Raw genomic sequence first — 18,815 nt, 5'->3', positions numbered from 1 at the left:
CATGATCAAGGAATTGCTGTCCTCTCGCCGCTTCGCCCCGCTGTTCTGGTCGCAATTCTGTTCGGCCTTGAACGACAATGTGCTGAAGAATGCGCTCGTCATCATGCTGCTCTATGGCGTGGCCACGGAGGAGGGCGCTCCACTGGTGACGCTGGCCGGTGCGGTCTTCATCTTTCCCTTTTTCGTGCTCTCGGCGCTCGGCGGCGAACTGGCCGACAAATTCGTCAAAATGGCCGTCGCGCGACGCCTGAAGTTTGCCGAAATATTTGCCGCCTGCTTTGCGGCCGCCGGCTTCTACATGCATTCGATCCCATTGCTGTTCGTGGCGCTCGCGCTGTTCGGCATGATAGCTGCCCTGTTCGGCCCGGTGAAATACGCGTTCCTTCCCGACCAGCTGTCGGTTTCCGAACTCGCAACCGGCAACGCCCTTGTCGAGGGCGCGACCTTCATGGCGATCTTGATCGGCACAATCGCCGGCGCACTGTTTGTCGCAGGCGCCTCGCATATGGGATGGATTTGCCTGGCCGTGGTCGGGCTATCGATCCTGTCCTGGGTGTTCGCGGCCCGTATCCCCGTAAGCCAGCCGTCCGCGCCTGATCTGCCGATCACGGCCAATCCCTGGACCTCCACCGTTCACCTTTTGAAGACGCTCCACGCCGAACCGCGCCTGTGGGACGGCATGTTGATTGTGTCCTGGTTCTGGATGGTCGGCGCGATCGTGCTGTCGTTGCTGCCCGCGCTGGTCAAGGGCGGCATCGGCGGCACCGAAGGCGTCGTGACGGTCTGCCTCGCCGTGTTCGCGATCGGTATTGCCGCGGGCTCGCTGGTTGCCGCGCAGCTCAGCCACGTGCGTCCGAATCTCGCGCTGGTGCCGATCGGCGCCATCGTGATGGGCATCGTCGGTCTCGATCTGGCCTGGGCGATCGGAAGCACGGTGCACGGAACTGACGTAACGGCAGCCGCATTCACCACCTCCTTCGCGGGTGTCCGGATGCTTGCCGACTTCTTCCTGTTCGCCGTTGGCGGCGGCTTGTTCGTGGTACCGTCCTTCGCCGCCGTCCAGGCATGGTCCGCGCCGTCGGAACGGGCCCGCGTGATCGCCGCCGGCAACGTGCTGCAGGCTGCCTTCATGGTAGCCGGCTCGCTGTTCGTCGCGGGATTGCAGGCGCTTGGTTTTCCGGTCGCCTGGATCTTCTTCGGCCTTGCGATCGCAAGCTTCGGCTCGGTCTGGTTCGTGCTCGGCAAATGGGGCCGCGAAGGCGTGCGCGACTTCGGCGCGCTGCTGTTTCGTGCGCTGTTCCGCGTCGAGGTCCGCGGCATGGAGAATCTGCCGCCGGCCGGCACCCGCATGCTGATCGCGCCGAACCATGTCAGCCTGGTCGATGGCCCGCTGCTGCATGCCACGCTGCCGATCGACGCCAGCTTTGCCGTCGACACCGGGATTTCCAAGGCGTGGTGGGCGAAGCCGTTCCTGAAGCTGATCAAGCACTACACCATGGATCCGACCAAGCCGCTGGCGGCGCGCGACCTGATCAAGCTGGTGGCATCGGGCGAGCCGGTGGTGATTTTTCCCGAGGGTCGCATCACGGTGTCGGGCTCGCTGATGAAGGTCTATGACGGCACCGCGATGATCGCCGACAAGGCCGATGCGGTCGTCGTGCCCGTCCGCATCGAGGGCGCGCAGCGTTCGTATCTGAGCTACCTGAAGAACGGCGAGATCAAGCGCTCGTGGTTCCCCAAGGTGACGATCACGATCCTGCCGCCGGTCAAATTGCCGGTCGACCCGTCGCTGAAGGGCAAGACCCGCCGTAACGCGGCAGGCGCGGCGCTGCAGGACGTCATGATCGACGCCATGGTCAAGAACGCCATGCTGGATCAAACCCTGTTCGAAGCGCTGGCCCATGCCCATCGCGACCGCGATACCGGCAAGCCGATCATCGAGGACGCGCTCGGCACCAGCTTGACTTATCGCAAGCTGATCCTCGGCGCGCAGGTGCTGAGCCGGAAGCTGGAGAACGGCACCACGGCCGGCGAGAATGTCGGCGTGCTGCTGCCGAACTCGGCCGGCGTCGCCGTCGTGTTCATGTCGCTGCAGAGCATCGGCCGCGTGCCCGCGATGCTCAATTTCTCCGCCGGTCCGGTCAATGTGCTGGCGGCGATGCAGGCCGCGCAAGTCGAGACCGTGCTGACCTCGAAGGCCTTCATCGAGAAGGGCAAGCTCGACAAGCTCATTGCCGTCATCGCCGGCCAGGCCAGGGTCGTGTATCTCGAGGATGTCCGCACCTCGATCGGTGCGCTCGACAAGGTCCGCGGCCTGCTCGCCGGCGCCGCCCCCCGCGTCGTCCGCAAGGCGGACGATCCGGCGGTCGTCCTGTTCACATCAGGGTCGGAAGGCACGCCCAAGGGTGTCGTGCTCTCCCATCGCAACATTCTCGCCAATGCGGCGCAGGCGCTGGCGCGGGTCGACGCCAATGCCAATGACAAGGTGTTCAACGTACTGCCCGTGTTCCACTCCTTCGGCCTGACGGGCGGGATGATGATGCCGATGCTGGCCGGCATTCCGATCTTCATGTATCCGTCGCCGCTGCATTACCGGATCGTGCCGGAACTGATTTACCAGACCGGCGCCACCATCCTGTTCGGCACGGATACTTTCCTCTCCGGCTATGCGCGCTCGGCCCATGCCTACGACTTCCGCACCCTGCGCCTCGTGATTGCCGGCGCGGAAGCGGTGAAGGACCGCACGCGGCAAGTGTATATGGAGCGCTATGGCATCCGCGTCCTCGAAGGCTACGGCGTCACCGAGACCGCGCCCGTGCTCGCGATGAACACGCCGATGGCAAACCGTCCGGGCACCGTCGGCCGGCTGTCGCCGCTGATGGAAGCCCGCCTCGATCCGGTCCCCGGCATCGAGGAAGGCGGACGTCTGTCGGTGCGCGGGCCCAACGTCATGCTGGGTTATCTCCGTGCGGAGAATCCCGGCGTGCTGGAGCCGCTCGCCGGCGGCTGGCACGACACCGGCGACATCGTCACCATCGATGCGGCGGGTTTCATCGTCATCAAGGGCCGCGCCAAACGCTTCGCCAAGATTGCCGGCGAGATGGTCTCGCTGTCGGCGGTCGAAGCCATGGCCGCAGCGCTGTGGCCGCAGGCGATGTCGGTTGCGGTATCTATACCCGATGCCCGCAAGGGCGAGCGGATCGTGCTCCTGACCACGCAGAAGGATGCCGAACGCCCGGCGATGCAGCGCCAGGCCAAGACCGTCGGCGCGTCGGAACTGGCGGTGCCGGCGGATATCCGCGTGGTCGGCAACGTGCCGCTGCTGGGCTCCGGCAAGACCGACTATGTCGGCGCGACCAGGCTCGCCAAGGAGCTTGCGACGCCGGCCGAGCCGGCGCGGCAACAGGAAGCCGTTCAACAGGAAGTCGCATAAATTTATCGCGTCGCCGCGGGATCAATGACGATCCTGCGGCGGCTACGTGCGCCTCCAACAAGCGCCCGCAAGGTTAGAGTCTATCGCCATTACACAAGTAAGACCGAGCGCTCGACCAATTTGAACCCGAAGTCGCGTCGTGGCGACTTCCGGGGTCGTAGCGGCGCGCGCTGCTCCGTGGCCGGTGGGTGGATAGATCCGCGTTAGCGTCCGCGAACCGGCGGGCCACTCTGGCGACTGGGAAGTTCTTCTGTCGAGCGATCCACCGTCGCACTGACAGCATCCTTTGCATCGCAAATCGCTTCCGGGACCTCGTGCCTCGCAGGCGAGATCAGAAGTTGCTTCCGCATTTCGGCAAGGCGGGCACGACAGTATTCGCGGTAGAGGAGGTCGAATATGGCAGGCATGATCCAACCTCGTTGTTCGAGTTGATCTGCACCATCAGCTCCAATTAACACCTATCTTCCGGCAAAAAATGTGAACTGGATCACAGTCTTCAGCTTTCGGCGGCATAGCGGACATGACGGACCTTGCTGCGGGCTCGCCCCGGTCGCGAATGACCCCTTAGCCGACTCCCAGCCGCCATCTATCCGGCGGCTTCGGACATCTGGATGGCGACATCGCAGGTGAATGCGGCTCGATCGACGCAAGGCGCGCTCAAATGTGCCGCGTGATGCCGCGACCGCATGCGCGGTCGAGCACGCAGTTCCTGAGCGTATTGTCGAAGTCAGTGTCGCGCTCGCCGTCGATGCGCACGTCCGGAAAGCCGTTGCGGCGCAGGTAGAGTTGCACACGCAGGATCGCCTGCTTGCCGCCCGAGAGCATCAGCGCCTCGATGTCGCGGTTGGACTCCTCGCGTTTGCCAAGTTGCGCCAGCAGCAGCGCGCGCTGGAACAGGATCTCGCGATTGTGGCGCAAGGTGACGGCGGTCGTCGGCTGGCCGGGCGGGCCGAGCAACACATTCAGGTCCTCGATCGCCTCCGCCGGCCGATCGAGGGCGATCAGCGCGAGCGCCCGTGTCTCACGCGCCATGAGATCGCTCGCCGAAATTGCGAGCGTCTTCGTCGCGTCATCGATCGCGCCCTCGAACTGTCCGAGGCGAAATTGCGCCTGCGCCTTCATTAGCCGCGTGCGGGGATCGCTCGGGTCGAGCGAAACCGCATGTTCGAGGTCGCGCTCCGCGAGATCGACCTGACCGCGGCTCAGGTGGATGCGCGCCTTGATCGACAGCATGTCGGTGTCGTCCGGCCGCTGCGCGATCGCCGCCGTGATGTCCGCGATCGCATCGGGCCCCTTCCCGGCGTTGAGCAGGACCTCCGCGCGCGAGGCAAGCAGCACCGGATTGGTCGGCTCGATCATCAGGGCGGCATTGAGGTCGCGTTCGGCCGCATCGAGCTTCAGCAGCGTTGAGAGCAGTCGCCCGCGAAATGTCAGTGACGAAACATTCGCCGGATCGATGGCCACCGCCGCATTCGCCGCCTTGAGCGCTTCCTCCGTGCGCGTCTGCGCAAGCAGCGCAACCGACCGCTCGATGTGAGCGCGCGCGAGCGACGAGCCCGACAGCGCGGCATCGACCGGCGCGGGGTCGCACGCGCCTTGCTTCCATTCCTCGTACGGCGCACGGCACTGCGCCCACCCGACCGAACGGAACGAGCCGGCCGTGCCGATGGGGTCCCTCGCCGAGGCGGGCGAGGCAAGCGCGAGCGCGAACGCAACGAGCACAAGGCGACCGATCATTGGCTCGACGCTCACTGTTGCCGGATGGAGTAGTTGATCGCACTGGTGCACAGAGGCGCCCTTCGTCGACACAGGCTGCTTGCAGATGTCTGCGCGAATGGCCCATCGCTCCGTAGCGTGCCGGGCAAAACTGCTATGTCGCACGAACTCGCCTGCGGCCGCGGCATGGATTGGCAGGCCGACCGACTCTCCGCGAGCGCGGCGGCGTTGGAAAGAAGAAGGAAGGCAACGACGAATACGGCTCTGCTTTGCATCCTGTCCTCGGCTAGCATTGGGGATCGATCATGCAGGCACGCATGGCGTCATCGAGGTCCCGCGTTTGTCCGCTCGGCAGTCCCGGCTCGCTCCAATAGCCGGCGTGGCGCAGCGCGTTCATCAACCCGTTCAATTCCCTTAACCCGTCCAAATCCCTTCGATCCAGCGAGACCGCCGTTTTCAGGTCGCGCACCGCCGCATCGGTGCGCCCGAACTGGCGGTGCATGCGTGCTCGCATGACCAGGCCTCTCGTGTAATCCGGGCGCGCCGTCACGGCGGCATCGAAGGCCGCGAAAGCCTCCTCAAAGCGCTTGAATCCCGCAAGTGAAATGCCGAGCTCATAGAGCGCAGCGGAGTTCCGCGGCTCCGTATGCACCGCCTCGGTGAGGTCGCGCAGCGCGTCGTCCTTGCGCTGGACGTAGAAGCCGAGGAAATGCGCCCGTGCGGCGAGCGCAGGCGCCGAACGCCCTACATCGACTGCCGCGTCGTAGTCCTTTTCGGCAAGATCGAGCCGACCGGAGTCCTGGTAGCTATAGGCGCGCTCAAGCAGCGCCTTGACGCGGAAGTCGCGAACGATCCCGTCCTCGTCAAGAAAGCTCCGCGCGTCGTTGAGCCCGGCCTGCGAAACGGCGAGGAGCGCACTCGCGTCCGCGATCGCCTCCGCGAATTTGCGCTTGAAACGATATTCGCGCGCGCGATAATAGAGCGCGAAGCCCTCGGTCGGATCGACTTCGATCGCCTTGCTGTAGAACTCGAACGCCTTGTCGCCCTCCCCGAAGTTAAACAGCAGCGCGCCGACCGTCCTGAGTACGCGCGGATTCTTCGGATTGAGCGCATAGGCCTGCTCGACCCGCCTCTTGTAGTCGTCCATGCGCCGCAGGCGCAGATCGACATTCGACCATGAGACGAGGATTTCCTCGTTCTTCGGATCGAGCGCAAAGGCCGCGCGGTAGTCTTCGGCTGCCTCATTGAGACGCTGCGTGCGGTGATAGCCGCGCCCACGGACGAAATGCGCCTGTGCGCGGTCGCGATCCGACAAGTTGTGCGCAGCGAGCAGTTCGCCGCAGGGCGTGATGACCGACGCCGAGTCGATCGCAACTTGACCCATGGTGCATTCGACAGCTGATGCTGACGACATCGCGCCAAGGACCCATGCGACGACGAGGGCATTACGGCGGTGCATCGATCTTCAGCTCCGGTTGCGATACGACCGAGGTACCACCCTCGCGCTCAAATTCCCTTGAACGCAATCGCTAAGATTCTATCGAATCGCCTCGCCCCCACCGAAGGCTGGCAGATTCTTGGGATGTGCTTCTTAAGCATTTGAAGGTCACGACGAGGCGCGAAAGTCGGCTCTTGGCCCATCGCGTATGCTAGCGCAGCGCAGCGATATGTCTGGAGTTGGAGGTGGATCGGAAATGACCGGACGACGTTTAAATCGACGCTCTTGACCCAACTCGGACATCCCCCACCTGATTATCGCCTGCGACCGGTGGTCCCGTACCACCGGCCGGACACTCTGAGGCTGCTATAGTCTGGCAATTGCGCGGAGCGGTTTTCCAGCGAGGTCATATGCGACGCTGCGACACCGCGTCTTCATCACGCTCCTCGCGGAACCGTAAGTGGCGAGTGCACAACAAGTGGCGGGAATGCCGCGCGTCATCTAACTTGCCCCGTCGGCGTTCCGTCGCAGGTTGAATTAACCCGCAGGGTTCTGCGCGAACCTCGTCACGTCGAAGGACGCAATATTCGTCTTGAGTTTCGGAGCGCAGCAGGGAATGTCGATGCGCTCCCGGCACTGGCGCAGGAAATAGTGGGGGACGGCGGCGTAGATGCCATTCGTTAAGTCCGTGGGTGGCCGCGATGCAGCAAATTGCCGACTGGCTCGAAAAGCTCGGCATGTCCGAGTATGCTCAGCGTTTTGCTGAAAACCACATTGATTTCTCGGTCCTTCGCGAACTGACCGATCAGGACCTAAAAGATCTCGGTGTCGTCCTCGGTGATCGCCGAAAAATGTTGCGTGCGATTGCCGACATTGATGGAATCGAGAAGTACGCACCAGCCGTGCGCGTCAAGGCAACTGCGGCGCCGCGTCACACACCCGTCGCGTCAGCGCCAGTCCCGACCGCAACGCCACGGCCGATCTCCGCCGCAGCCGAGGTCAGCGGTGAGCGCCGCTATATCACGGTGATGTTCTGTGATCTCGTCGGCTCGACCAGCATTGCCGCGCAGCTCGATGCCGAGGAGTGGCGCGACCTCCTCTGCGCTTATCTCGATGCCGCCTGCGCTGCTGTGACCGAAATGGGCGGCCATGTCGCCAGAAAGTTGGGCGACGGGCTAATGGTGCTGTTCGGTTATCCGGTGGCGCAGGAGAACGACGCCGAGCGAGCGGCGCGGGCTGCGCTCTCGATCCAACGGGCGCTCGCTGAGGTAAACCGCGGGAACGCTGATACTGGCAAGCCAGCGCTTAACGCGCGCATCGGGATTGAAACCGGCGCTGTTGTGGTCGATCCGGCCGGCGAGATTTACGGTGACGCGCCTAACATTGCGGCGAGGGTGCAGGCGCTAGCGGAGCCAGCTACGGTCGTAATAACGGCGCGGGTGCAGCACCAGGTCGCCGGTCTGTTCGTCGTTGAGGAACGCGGCAGCCATGAACTCAAGGGCGTGCCGGAGCCGGTGACACTGTACCGGCTCGTACGGGCGAGCGGTGGCGGGCGCCGCGCGAGACAGCGCCATCTCACGCCGCTGGTGGGTCGCGAGGAAGAAGTCGCGATGTTGATGCGGCGCTGGGAGAGGGCGCGGCGGGGCGACGGTCAACTGGTGATGATCGTGGGCGAGCCGGGATTGGGAAAATCCCGCCTGATCGAGGAATTCCATCCCCGGCTGCGCGAGCAGCCGCACACCTGGGTAGAATGGAGTTGCTCGCAGCTTCTGCAAAACACGTCGCTGCACCCGATTGCCGATTGGGGCCGCCAGCGCTTCGGCGGCGCCGACATACCTGCTGAGCAGCGTCTCGCGGACCTGGAGAATACGCTGGAATTGGTCAAGCTCGACCCTGCGGAGAATGCCCCCTTACTCGCACCATTGTTGGATATTCCGCTGCCACAGGAGCGTGCGTCGACCTTGGCGCCGGAAGAATTGCGGCGCCGACAGCTGACGGCGCTCACCAATTGGGTCATGGCCAGCGCGCGAACTCAGCCGGTGGTGCTGGCAGTGGAAGATGTGCATTGGGTTGATCCGACGACGCTCGATCTCTTGCGCGGCATCGCCGAGCGGGGTGCATTCGCACCCTCGTTCGTTCTGATCACCGCCCGGCCGGAGTTCAGGCCGCCATGGGGCATGCGCTCGCATCACACCACGATCTCCTTGGCTCCGCTTGATCGCTCGCAAGTGCGCCACATGGTTGGCGAGGTTGCTGCCCGCCATGCGCTGCCGAAGGAAGTGATTGATGGCGTGACCGAGCGCACTGGCGGCGTGCCGCTGTTCATTGAGGAAGTGACCCGGCTTCTAATAGAGCGCGGCGAGAATGGTGGTATCCATGCGATACCGCCGACGTTGCAACAATCGTTGGCGGCGCGGCTCGACCGGCTTGGCCCAGCGCGCGACGTGGCGCAGATCGGTGCCGTCATCGGGCGCGACTTTTCCTATCTGCTCCTTCGCGCTGTGGCCGGGATGGAAGACGTGCCGCTTCAGAGGGCGTTGGAACGGCTCGCCAAGGCAGACATTCTGCTTGTGCGAGGCGTGCCACCGGAATCTGAATATCGCTTCAAGCATGTGCTCATCCAGGATGCGGCCTATGAGAATTTGCTTAAGAGTCGACGCCGGGTTTTGCACTGCCGCGTCGGCGAAACGTTGCGCGATGATTTTGCCGCCACCTGTGCGGCCGTGCCGGAGCTGTTGGCGCATCACTTCACTCAAGCCGGGCTCACCGAAGCGGCCATCGAATGGTGGGGCAAGGCAGGACAGCGGTCGCTGGAGCGCTCGGCGCTGGTCGAGGCCGTAGAGCAGTTCACGCGTGCTCTCGACCAGATAGCCAGTTTACCCGGCACGCCCGCGCTGCGCCGTGAGCAAATCAGACTTCAGGTGGCGCAAATTACACCGCTTGTTCATGTGAGGGGTTTCGCCGCGCCAGAGACCATGGCTGCGGCGGAACAAGCGTACGCTTTGATCCAGCAAGCTGAAATGCTCGGAGAGCACCATGAAGACCCCCTCTTGTTGTTCTCGGTACTCTATAGCTTCTGGATCCATAACTACGTGGCCTTCAATGGCAAGGTGATGCGCGAGCTTGCTCGCCAGTTCCTGACGCTGGCTGACAAAAACCCTTCCACGGCTCCACTCATGATAGGGAGCCGTCTCATGGGTACTTCGCTCATGACGACGGGAGACATCGTCGGAAGTTTGCCACACTACAATCGGGCACTTGCGCTCTATAATCCGGCCGAGCACCGTTCTCTGGCGACGCACTTTGGTCTCGATGCTGCGGTATCCGGTCTGGGCTTTCGATCTCAGACTTTTTGGTTGCTTGGCTATCCGGATGCGGCGCTCGCAAATGCGGAGGACTGTCTAAGGAATGCACGCGAGTTTGGCCAAGCCGCCACTTTGATGTGGGCCCTATTTTACGCATTCCTTCCCAACATTTGGTGCGGAAAGTACGCCGGAGCAAAGATGCAGGCGGACGAACTCGTCGTCTTGGCGAACGAGAAGGGTACGCCCTTTTGGAAGGCATATGGCATTCGAGCGCAAGGGTACCTCTTGGCTGAAGTCGGCGACGCGGTCGACGCTATCAGTATGATCCGTTCTAGCCGCGACGCTTGTCGGTCAACTGGTTCAACCAACCGGGCGCCGACCGATCTGTCCTATCTCGCCAGCGCCTATCTGAAAGTCGGTCAGTTCGAGAATGCCGAACGCTGTATCCGCGAGGCCATGATGGCGGTCGAAAGTACCGATGAACGCTGGTACGAGGCTGAGGTCAATCGCATAGCAGGCGAAGTCACGTTCCACTCGCCCCTCAGCGACCCATCGAACTCAGAAAGGTATTTCGAGCGCGCCCTTGCAGTAGCCCGCGAACAACAGGCCAAATCCTGGGAACTCCGCTCCGCAATGAGCCTCGCCCGTCTTTGGCGCTCCCAGGGCAAGCCGCGACAAGCTCGCGAACTGCTCACTCCGGTCTACGGCTGGTTCACCGAAGGCTTTGACACGCTCGATCTAAGAGAGGCCAGGACGCTGCTCGATGCGCTGGCGTCATAAGCTAATCGAAGCGTTCGGCGACTTCCGTCTCTGACCCTAAGCGGTCCTCTGCGCCTTCCGTCAACCGAGTGCCGAGGCGAAGCCCTCCGTTCACTAAGCCCGGCGCAAGCGCGGTCCCCCAAATGGTTTGGGAACCAGGCCCGACATAGGCGGCTGGGCGCGCTTCGAGGTCACTCGTAGTGCTCAATTTTATATAGCCGCCGCTCATTGACTGCCCTAATGTTACGAACCTTTGGCGCGTCGTTGGAACGCGTGTCGGTCGCGGCGCGCAGAACTTTAGTCAACCATGCCAGGGAGGACTTCCATGAAAAAGCTTCTGATCTTGGTAGGCTTGATCGCGTTGGCGGGTTCGGCATTGGCGCAAGATGCCATGATGGGGATCGTGGTGAAACCCGATGCGCTGACGTGGAAGGACAGCCCGAGCCTTCCGAAGGGTGCTCAATTCACGACCATTCTGGGCGATCCGACAAAAGCTGAGATGGTCGTCCAACGCGTTAAGTTTCCACCCAACTATCAAATTCCGCCACACACTCATCCCTTTGTCGAGGTTGCCACCGTGATCAGCGGTACCTTCGGGACCGGCGAGGGTGAAAAGTTAGAAAAGAAAAGCGAGATGTTGAAGGCGGGTTCGTTGTATACGCACCCGGCAAAACACCCACATTACGCTTGGACAGGGAACGAGGAGGCGATCGTCCAAATTCAGTATCTCGGGCCAGCAGGCATCGACTACATCAACCCGGCTGACGACCCGCGCAAGAAGACGCAGTGAAATAAATACGCCAACGGGAGAGCCTGGCTTAACGGCCGGGCTTTTTCTGGCCCGACTGACGGCAGGTAATGGCACCTTTGAGACATGTCTGCCTATGGTGAGAATGTCGGTTCACCGGGGCAAACCGGAAGTCGCGTAGTCCGGTCAAATCGACACGATTGACCCAAAGCCGACGTAGGGCAGTAAAGCACTGAAGTCGGCCCGAAGCGCTCATCACCCTTCCGGCACGCCAGCGAGGCGCCAGCCTTCACACAAGCGCTGCAGCCCGGCAAGGTAAATTGGATTGTCGCTTTGTTGAGCTGCGAGCAAGCGACGAATGGTGAAACCTGAGTTGAGCGCAAGTCCCGTTCTCGCAGCAGCTCGCGCCTCATCGAGCGCGCCGGTCAAGGCCAAGGCAGCGGCGAGCGATATATGAGCGAGATGAAAGTTACGGTTCGCCTCGGTGCTTCGTCGCAGCCAGCTGACGGCTTCGACGTCTGAACCAAGCAGCAGCTTGGCCACGCCCGCAAAACACGCCCACTGGTAGGCGAAAACGTCGCGAGGAGAGAGCCGTAAAGCTTCGAGTATATGGCCTTCGGTCTCGGTAGCGCGACCTATGTAGGATTTGGCGAAACCAAGGGCAGCACGAGCGTGGACCAAATTCGGAGCCAGCGCCAACGCATGTTCGAACTCACGGATGCCTTGGGCGGCCCGGTTCGTAAAGGTCTGGACCCAACCCCGAGCCATGTGGGCTGAGGCACTGTTCGGCCTAATCGACAATACCTTGTTCACCATCGCCTCGGCCGCTGCAAGCCGCGCGGGCCCATCATCCGTCGTAAAGCTACCTCCAACTACCGTATCAACATTTGCCAGACCAATCATTGCTTCGACGTTGCCGGGATCGAACTCCAGCGAGCGTTCGAAGAAGCCCCGCGCTTGCGTCACGCATTCAAGGCTAATCCCCTTCATCAACCAGGCCCGGCCCTGGAAGCACAAGTCCATCGCATCGGGATGCAGCGTACGCTCGGCTCGTCGCGCCTCAGCCTCGATGAGCTGGGCACCTAATGTACCGGCGAGCCTCGACACGATTTCGTCCTGCATATCGAACAGGTCGACGACAGGCTTCTCGAAGCGCTCGGCCCAAAGATGCTGGCCGCTCCTGGCATCGATCAGCTGAACATTCATCCGAAGTCGCTTGCCGCTGCGTTGCACTGAGCCTTCGAGCACGTAGCGAACATTCAATTCGCGGCCGACTTGGCGCACATCGACAGCTCTGCCCTTGTATGAGACGGCGCTGTTCTGTGCCATTACAAATGAACCACCGATGCGCGACAGGTCCGTGGTCAGACTCTCGGTTATACCGTCCGCGAAATAGTCCTGCTCACGATCACCGCTCAGGTTCGCGAAGGGTAGCACGACGATGGACAGGCGCGGCGGCGCTTCGCCGGTTCGCTCAATTAGGCCAATCGTCTCATTTGCGGGCATCCGGTCTTCCTTCACTGCGCCAACAAAGCGGAAGCCTTTGCGCGGCAATGTTTTGATCAGGCGTTGCTTCTCGCCATCATCACCGATTGCGGTCCGAGCGGCATTCAGGCGGGTCGTCAGCGCGACATCTGAGACGATGCGTCCATTCCAAACCGCGCTGATAAGGTCGTCTTTGCTGACGACGCGCTCCCTATTGCGGACCAGGTAGTCGAGTATATCGAATACCTGCGGCGTGATGGAGACGAGGCTCGCCCCGCGATGTAGCTCGCGACGATCCGTGTCGAATACATACTCCTCGAAGAAATAGCGCAAGTGACGATCCTCAGGCGGCCGTCGATCTTCGGGTTGTGGCGCCGCTCGGACGCAAAGAATAAGCCGCCGGTAAGGAAAATGTAAGCCGGATGTAAAGTGCGCTGCCGCATCCCGGGGCAAGTTCATTTGATCAAAAAGCCCGATAGGACACGCGGCTATGAGGACGGTCCAAGAGATCACCAATTTGCGGCACCCAACGACTGCCGACCGGCCGGTCTATAGTCCTCTCGAAGCATACTGGAAGGCATTTCAGGAGTGGCGCAAACGCCGGAGGCTGCAAACCGAATTATGCCGCCTGACCGACAGCGAGCTTATGGACATTGGGATTACGCGCATTGAGATCGACTGCGTGGCCCCGAACCGAGGCATCGTTACCCCGCATCGTTCGGCAGGATGGCACAACAGTGGTGCTCTTATCTATCTGATGCTCTGCAACGCGTGCATCCTCGTACTGGCGAGCGAAGCCAAAGCTCAATGCACGGCGAGAGATGTTTTGCAGAACCAACTGAGGAGCAACAAGATCCCATCGCCTGCTATTCCGCAGGTCCTGGTCAAATCCGCCGTCGGTGTTCCGGCGTGGAAGAAGATTTCAGTGGGGACGTTTGCAAATTCGTTCGCTCTCCGTAACGCGCTGAGTGCAAAAGGGTGTGCCGTTGGGAGCTCGGCTAGGGAAATTCTTGCTCGACCGGCCTTTACCCTCAGCGCTTCGAAGACAGTCGTGGAGCTTTTTGCAGTTTCGGCGGCCGAACTCGGCTTTGAGACCGAGACTGCGTCGCTGGGACAAATTTATGCCCGCGCTCAACAGCTAGGTTTCGAACTTGCGGCAGCGGAGATTGCTCCGCAACTGAGACTTCAATACTTAGATCAGCCGGTCGGTGAATTTCTGATCATCGGAATGGAGCCCATCAAGACATGGCAGGCCGAACCCGTCATTTTGACTGTAGCCAATGGCGGAGCGGGATTAATCCTCATCGGCCAAGATGGCCGCCTCGACGCGCAAATTGCCACCACGTCCCGATTTCTATTCGTGCAGCCCAATAAAGCCGCACCTGCGGAGGCAGCGCTCGTCGATCGCTGAATTACGAAAAAGTACACGGAAAGGCTTACTGCGTGCCAGTGCGTTCAAAAGTCTTTCCCGGAAGGACCAATCCTGACTGTCGCACCTGCTTCGGAATAGGACGGGTTTGCGAAAATCATCCCAAGCGGGCTTGGAGCGAAGAGCCGGGTTGTCAGTGTGGGGCGGGCATGCCGTGCGAGTGCGTCAGTACTGACGGACTTTGAGGAGCCTGACATCAGTCAAGCCCTCGAAGCTCCGTCAACCCGCCATTAATGTCGCCTTTGACTTTAGCCGAAGATCACATTGGCGGCACGTCGGCTCGTGGCACTTTTGAGATATGCCCGCCTATCCCGAGAATGTCCGTTCACCGGGGTAGACCGGAAGTCGCCGTAGCCCGGCCAAACTAACGCGAATAACCCTTTGCGACATCAGCGGCGCGGGAATCTAGGAACGGCTTTCGCTAAAGCACCATGGTAATCGTCGGAATGGCATAGCCGGTCACTTGGGATATTGCGAGGGCCGATTATCTGTATTCGGTTGCATATTTGCGGGCGATCTCGTTGACTTGCTCCCGAGTCAGCTGCTTTGGCGGGACCCCGGGCGGATTGCAGGTGTCGCGGAAAAAGCCATCCAGGCCAGCGGGCGCCATGATCCAGAGCAGGAGCAATTCGTGATCGGGATTGGCGAACCCATGCCAGGCATTCCTGGGAATGAATATCGTTCCGCCCCTCTCGAAAGGGTATCGTGTATCGTTCAATGTGAAAATTCCGCTGCCTTCCAGAACGTAGAAGGCTTCGTCCATCAGCAAGTGTCGGTGGATCGGAATACCCGCACCGACCGTCACCTGCTGAGTCCCCAAGGCAAGACTGTCCGAGCCCGTGGCAGGGCCGACCTTGATGAAGATATTGCCGACGTCGCGAAAATGAACGAGATGTTCGCCTTCGGCGGGGCCAAGTACATATCCCTGTGACGCCGCGGACCGAGCCTGGGTCATGCTGTCCTCCGATCCGATGGATAGTGCTTGAATGGTATCATCCAGCACCTCATGCATCCACGGCCTCCAACCTCGGTTCTTGGCACATCACGTCAATTAGTGCTTTGCAGCGGCATGTCCGGCGTAGACCGGAAGTCATCGGCTCAGGGGTAAACCGACGCGATTGATCCGATGCGGATCTCGGTCGCGCCGGGTGGATTGGGCCAGGGATCGGGCTTGCTCACCAGGTTCTGGAGATAACATTAGGTTAGCGCGACCGAAGCCGTTCCAAGAGGATTATGCTCGCTGAATCAGATTTCGCAGTCGACTGAATTCAAAGCCTTACGCAGGCCACCAAACGCGCTCAGCCGACAGGGCTCAGTTTCGCTGGCGCCCTTTGAACGCTCGGAAATGGTAGTTCGCTTGATATCGGTTGCCTTTGGCTTCGACTTAGGAAGGGCAGCGGTAGCGACCTTCTTCGATTTGGGATCATGCTGATGGCGGTTGATCACCCTCGGGGGCGCCGAAGAACCGATACCGATGCCTTCCGACGGAGAAATGCGTTCCGACGGAGAAATGCGTTCGTCGACTGGAGCAGGCGGCGCTGGTGTCTCGCTGCTCGCAGCGGTAATTTCAAGTCGATCAACCTTCGCCAACGCACCATGTGAATCGGAAATGCCCACGACTGTCTCGGCGACAGGCTGAACGACCGCTACTGCACGACGCGGTGGAGTTCTGAGTTCCATTGCGGCTAGTACTCCTACACCCAATGGGATGAGGAGGCCGAACAACATCATTCTCAGCATGATGCTCCTCCGACTTAAATTTGTGCCGGTGAAATTCTCCGATCTAATGAGGCAACTTGGCGGCGGCTGACATCACAACCCGACCCACGTGCAGGGCGTTTGCCAACAGGGTTAACCGGAATGACGAGTGGCATTTCAGAGAACCACCATAGGAACTGCGAGATCAACGACAGGCGACTTCCGCTTTCGGAACTTCTCGGCCTGACTTGATGTGCGCGGTCGCATCCGCTGATTTCTGATTTTCAGAAATTCCATTGACGGCCGACCCAAATCAGCAATATATCGATTTGGTCCCGTCTCGATACGAGGGGCGTTTCGCGATCGTCACAAGCGCGGGATGGGATGCGGTGGACGTGGATGTGCCTTTGACGAACGGCGCTGATGCGTACGGCGAAGTCGTGTGGTCCTGACGCCCCGATGCTGGCGTCAAGTTGGCGGAAGCAATTCCGCCGGCGACGGTGACAACGAGCCCGGCCCGACCGGGGAGAGCACGATATAAGCCGTAAAGCCATTGCGCAGGGAATGTCGGATGCCTCCGCTGAACCTGTATGCTCGTGTGCGCCTTTTTGCACATTTTTGCACACGAGACCGCGGGTGCAGCGTGCACCCGGCATTCCCTGCGCCCTCTGACTGGAGGGTAAGGAAATTCGACAGCAAGCCTCGGGCAAATCGGGCCGCGAGATCGTGAAGTCGTGTCATCTCCCAGCCACTCCACGCAAGACAGCGTCCCCATATGACCCCTCATCTGCTAGACAGAATGCCATCAAGCAAACCAGGCGGCGCGAGACCGCTGGACGTGGAGGAAACATGTCGTCGGTTCGCCATTACGACTGGATCGCGCATTTCGGCCGCCGCACGCCGGACAAGATCGCGGCCATCGACCTCGCCAGCAATCGCCGGCTTTCCTACGCGCAGTTCGACGCGCGCATCTCGCGTCTTGCCACCCACTTGCGGGACACGCTCAAGGTCGTGCGTGGCGACCGCGTCGCGGTGCTGGCGCTGAATACGACCGATACACTGGAGGTGCAGTTCGCCTGCGGCCGGATCGGCGCGGTATTCCTGCCGCTGAACACGCGGCTTACGGTTCCCGAATTGCAGTTCATCGTCGGCGATTCCTCGCCGAAGATAATGATCCACGACACTGATCTGGCCGAAATCGCGCTGACGGTCGCAAAGCTCTGCAACGTCTCCTCATCGCTGCTGCTCGGGCCCGGCGGATCCTATGAAGCAGCGATTGCGGACTCAAAGCCGATCGACCGGTTCGAAGACGTTACGCATGATGACATCTCGACCATCATGTACACCTCGGGCACCACCGGCCTGCCCAAGGGCGCGATCATCACCCATGGCATGACGTTCTGGAATTGCGTCAATCTCGGCGGCCCCGCCTATGTCTCGCCGTCGACGGTGCTGCTCACCGTGCTGCCGCTGTTTCATACCGGCGGGCTCAATTGCTACACCAACCCGGTGCTGCATGCCGGCGGCACCGTGTTGATCATGCGCGCGTTCGACCCCGGCCTGGCGCTGCAACTGATCAGCGACCCTTCCTGGGGCATTACCCAATTCTTCGGCGTGCCCGCGATCTACCAGTTCATGGCGCAGCATCCTTCGTTCGCGACATCAGATTTCAGCCGTCTCGTAATCGGCGGCGTCGGCGGCGCGCCGATGCCGGTACCGCTCCTGAAAGTGTGGGAAGAACGCGGCGTCGCCCTGCAGCAGGGCTATGGCATGACCGAGACGTCTCCGGCCGTGCTGGCGCTCGACCGCGAGGACGCCGCGCGCAAGGCCGGCTCGTCCGGCAAGCCGGTGCTGCACACGGAAGTGCGGATCGTCCGTCCTGATGGAACGGATGCGGATGTCGGCGAGCTCGGCGAACTCTGGGTCAAGGGACCGAACGTCACACCGGGCTACTGGAACAGGCCGGAGGCCAACGCGTCGTCATTCACCGATGGCTGGCTGCACACCGGCGATGCCACGCGCGTCGATGAGGAAGGATTCTACTACATCGTCGATCGCTGGAAGGACATGTACATTTCCGGCGGCGAGAACGTCTATCCGGCCGAAGTCGAAAGCGTGCTGCATCAGCTGACAGCTATCGCCGAGGCTGCCGTGATCGGTATCCCGAACGAGCAATGGGGCGAAGTCGGCATGGCGATCGTGGCGATCAAGCCCGGCCATACGCTCCGGCCGGAGGAGATCCATGCGCACTGCCAGGCCAATCTGGCGCGGTTCAAATGTCCGCGCCTGATCGAGTTCGTCGACGCCCTGCCGCGCAACGCCACGGGGAAAATCCACAAGCCGACATTGCGAAAGAATTTCAGCGCACTGAGGCCAACCGACAAGGCGGCCATTGCCTCATGATCGTGCGTCGGCATGCGACAAACGAAAAGCCCGCCGGTTCATCACCGGCGGGCTCTTGTATCAGAGGCCAATCAGAGGATCCCAGTACATCCGTGGAAATCCTAAAATCGGCGACCTTTAATCGACGCGAAGGTTCTCGGCGCTGGTCTTGCCGCGCATCGGGTCCTTCTTCGCTTCGAACGAGATCTTCTGACCTTCGTTGAGCGAGCTCAGACCTGCGCGTTCGACGGCCGAAATGTGGACGAAAACGTCCGTTCCACCATCATCGGGCTGAATGAAGCCAAAACCCTTGGTCGCGTTGAACCACTTAACTGTTCCGGTAGCCATGTAACTATCTCCAAGATGCGCGAAAGCGCTGTTGCCCGCACGACCTCCGCGCAGGTTTGATCCGATTTCAACGA

The 18,815-nt window shown here is 61.2% G+C and carries 11 protein-coding genes; 5 read left to right on the top strand and 6 right to left on the bottom strand.

Annotated features, from left to right (window positions below):
• The first annotated feature begins 1 nt into the window (after position 1).
• Positions 2-3,433, top strand: a complete 3,432-nt coding sequence (locus V1294_RS05435; RefSeq protein WP_334495640.1) for an acyl-[ACP]--phospholipid O-acyltransferase — start codon at positions 2-4, stop codon at positions 3,431-3,433.
• A gap of 657 nt (positions 3,434-4,090) precedes the next feature.
• On the opposite strand, the gene V1294_RS05430 is transcribed toward V1294_RS05435, so the two are convergent.
• Positions 4,091-5,170: a tetratricopeptide repeat protein gene (locus tag V1294_RS05430; protein ID WP_334495638.1), complete on the bottom strand. Its 1,080-nt coding sequence runs from the start codon at positions 5,168-5,170 to the stop codon at positions 4,091-4,093.
• 265 nt (positions 5,171-5,435) lie between these two features.
• Positions 5,436-6,608, bottom strand: coding sequence for a tetratricopeptide repeat protein (locus tag V1294_RS05425; protein WP_334495636.1), 1,173 nt, complete (start codon positions 6,606-6,608; stop codon positions 5,436-5,438).
• 680 nt (positions 6,609-7,288) lie between these two features.
• Here V1294_RS05425 and V1294_RS05420 point away from each other — a divergent pair.
• Together V1294_RS05420 and V1294_RS05415 are read left to right on the top strand one after the other, a co-directional pair.
• Positions 7,289-10,672 carry an adenylate/guanylate cyclase domain-containing protein gene (locus tag V1294_RS05420; protein WP_334495634.1) on the top strand — a complete coding sequence of 1,128 codons (3,384 nt, stop codon included), beginning with the start codon at positions 7,289-7,291 and terminating at the stop codon, positions 10,670-10,672.
• Positions 10,673-10,976: 304 nt separating this feature from the next.
• The gene (locus V1294_RS05415; protein WP_334495631.1) at positions 10,977-11,441 is read left to right on the top strand and encodes a cupin domain-containing protein; all 465 of its coding nucleotides are present in this window, start codon (positions 10,977-10,979) and stop codon (positions 11,439-11,441) included.
• Between the two features lie 213 nt (positions 11,442-11,654).
• Here the strand turns inward: V1294_RS05415 and V1294_RS05410 are convergent, their stop codons facing one another.
• Positions 11,655-13,217, bottom strand: coding sequence for a winged helix-turn-helix domain-containing protein (locus tag V1294_RS05410; protein WP_334495629.1), 1,563 nt, complete (start codon positions 13,215-13,217; stop codon positions 11,655-11,657).
• A 157-nt stretch (positions 13,218-13,374) separates the two neighbouring features.
• Between V1294_RS05410 and V1294_RS05405 the strand changes: the two genes are divergently transcribed.
• Complete coding sequence (locus V1294_RS05405; RefSeq protein ID WP_334495627.1) at positions 13,375-14,295, top strand: DUF1127 domain-containing protein; 921 nt, start codon at positions 13,375-13,377, stop codon at positions 14,293-14,295.
• 502 nt (positions 14,296-14,797) lie between these two features.
• Here V1294_RS05405 and V1294_RS05400 read toward each other — a convergent pair.
• Positions 14,798-15,325: a cupin domain-containing protein gene (locus V1294_RS05400; protein ID WP_334495625.1), complete on the bottom strand. Its 528-nt coding sequence runs from the start codon at positions 15,323-15,325 to the stop codon at positions 14,798-14,800.
• A gap of 233 nt (positions 15,326-15,558) precedes the next feature.
• Complete coding sequence (locus tag V1294_RS05395) at positions 15,559-16,053, bottom strand: hypothetical protein (RefSeq protein WP_334495623.1); 495 nt, start codon at positions 16,051-16,053, stop codon at positions 15,559-15,561.
• An 807-nt stretch (positions 16,054-16,860) separates the two neighbouring features.
• On the opposite strand from V1294_RS05395, the gene V1294_RS05390 reads away from it, so the two are divergent.
• Positions 16,861-18,414 (top strand): acyl-CoA synthetase, encoded by a 1,554-nt coding sequence (locus tag V1294_RS05390; protein WP_334495621.1) that lies wholly within the window; start codon positions 16,861-16,863, stop codon positions 18,412-18,414.
• A 117-nt stretch (positions 18,415-18,531) separates the two neighbouring features.
• Here the strand turns inward: V1294_RS05390 and V1294_RS05385 are convergent, their stop codons facing one another.
• The gene (locus V1294_RS05385; protein WP_192735591.1) at positions 18,532-18,741 is read right to left on the bottom strand and encodes a cold-shock protein; all 210 of its coding nucleotides are present in this window, start codon (positions 18,739-18,741) and stop codon (positions 18,532-18,534) included.
• Positions 18,742-18,815 lie beyond the last annotated feature (74 nt).

This window comes from Bradyrhizobium sp. AZCC 1678 (assembly GCF_036924765.1).
Lineage (GTDB): Bacteria > Pseudomonadota > Alphaproteobacteria > Rhizobiales > Xanthobacteraceae > Bradyrhizobium > Bradyrhizobium algeriense.
This window is presented reverse-complemented; position numbering and strand designations above follow the sequence as displayed.

Bases quoted from the DNA above. Each gene is read 5' to 3' on its own strand.
- V1294_RS05435 (WP_334495640.1), top strand. From the start codon at position 2: ATGATCAAGGAATTGCTGTCCTCTCGCCGCTTCGCCCCGCTGTTCTGG.
- V1294_RS05430 (WP_334495638.1), bottom strand. From the start codon at position 5,170: ATGATCGGTCGCCTTGTGCTCGTTGCGTTCGCGCTCGCGCTTGCCTCG.
- V1294_RS05425 (WP_334495636.1), bottom strand. From the start codon at position 6,608: ATGCACCGCCGTAATGCCCTCGTCGTCGCATGGGTCCTTGGCGCGATG.
- V1294_RS05420 (WP_334495634.1), top strand. From the start codon at position 7,289: ATGCAGCAAATTGCCGACTGGCTCGAAAAGCTCGGCATGTCCGAGTAT.
- V1294_RS05415 (WP_334495631.1), top strand. From the start codon at position 10,977: ATGAAAAAGCTTCTGATCTTGGTAGGCTTGATCGCGTTGGCGGGTTCG.
- V1294_RS05405 (WP_334495627.1), top strand. From the start codon at position 13,375: ATGAGGACGGTCCAAGAGATCACCAATTTGCGGCACCCAACGACTGCC.
- V1294_RS05400 (WP_334495625.1), bottom strand. From the start codon at position 15,325: ATGCATGAGGTGCTGGATGATACCATTCAAGCACTATCCATCGGATCG.
- V1294_RS05395 (WP_334495623.1), bottom strand. From the start codon at position 16,053: ATGCTGAGAATGATGTTGTTCGGCCTCCTCATCCCATTGGGTGTAGGA.
- V1294_RS05390 (WP_334495621.1), top strand. From the start codon at position 16,861: ATGTCGTCGGTTCGCCATTACGACTGGATCGCGCATTTCGGCCGCCGC.
- V1294_RS05385 (WP_192735591.1), bottom strand. From the start codon at position 18,741: ATGGCTACCGGAACAGTTAAGTGGTTCAACGCGACCAAGGGTTTTGGC.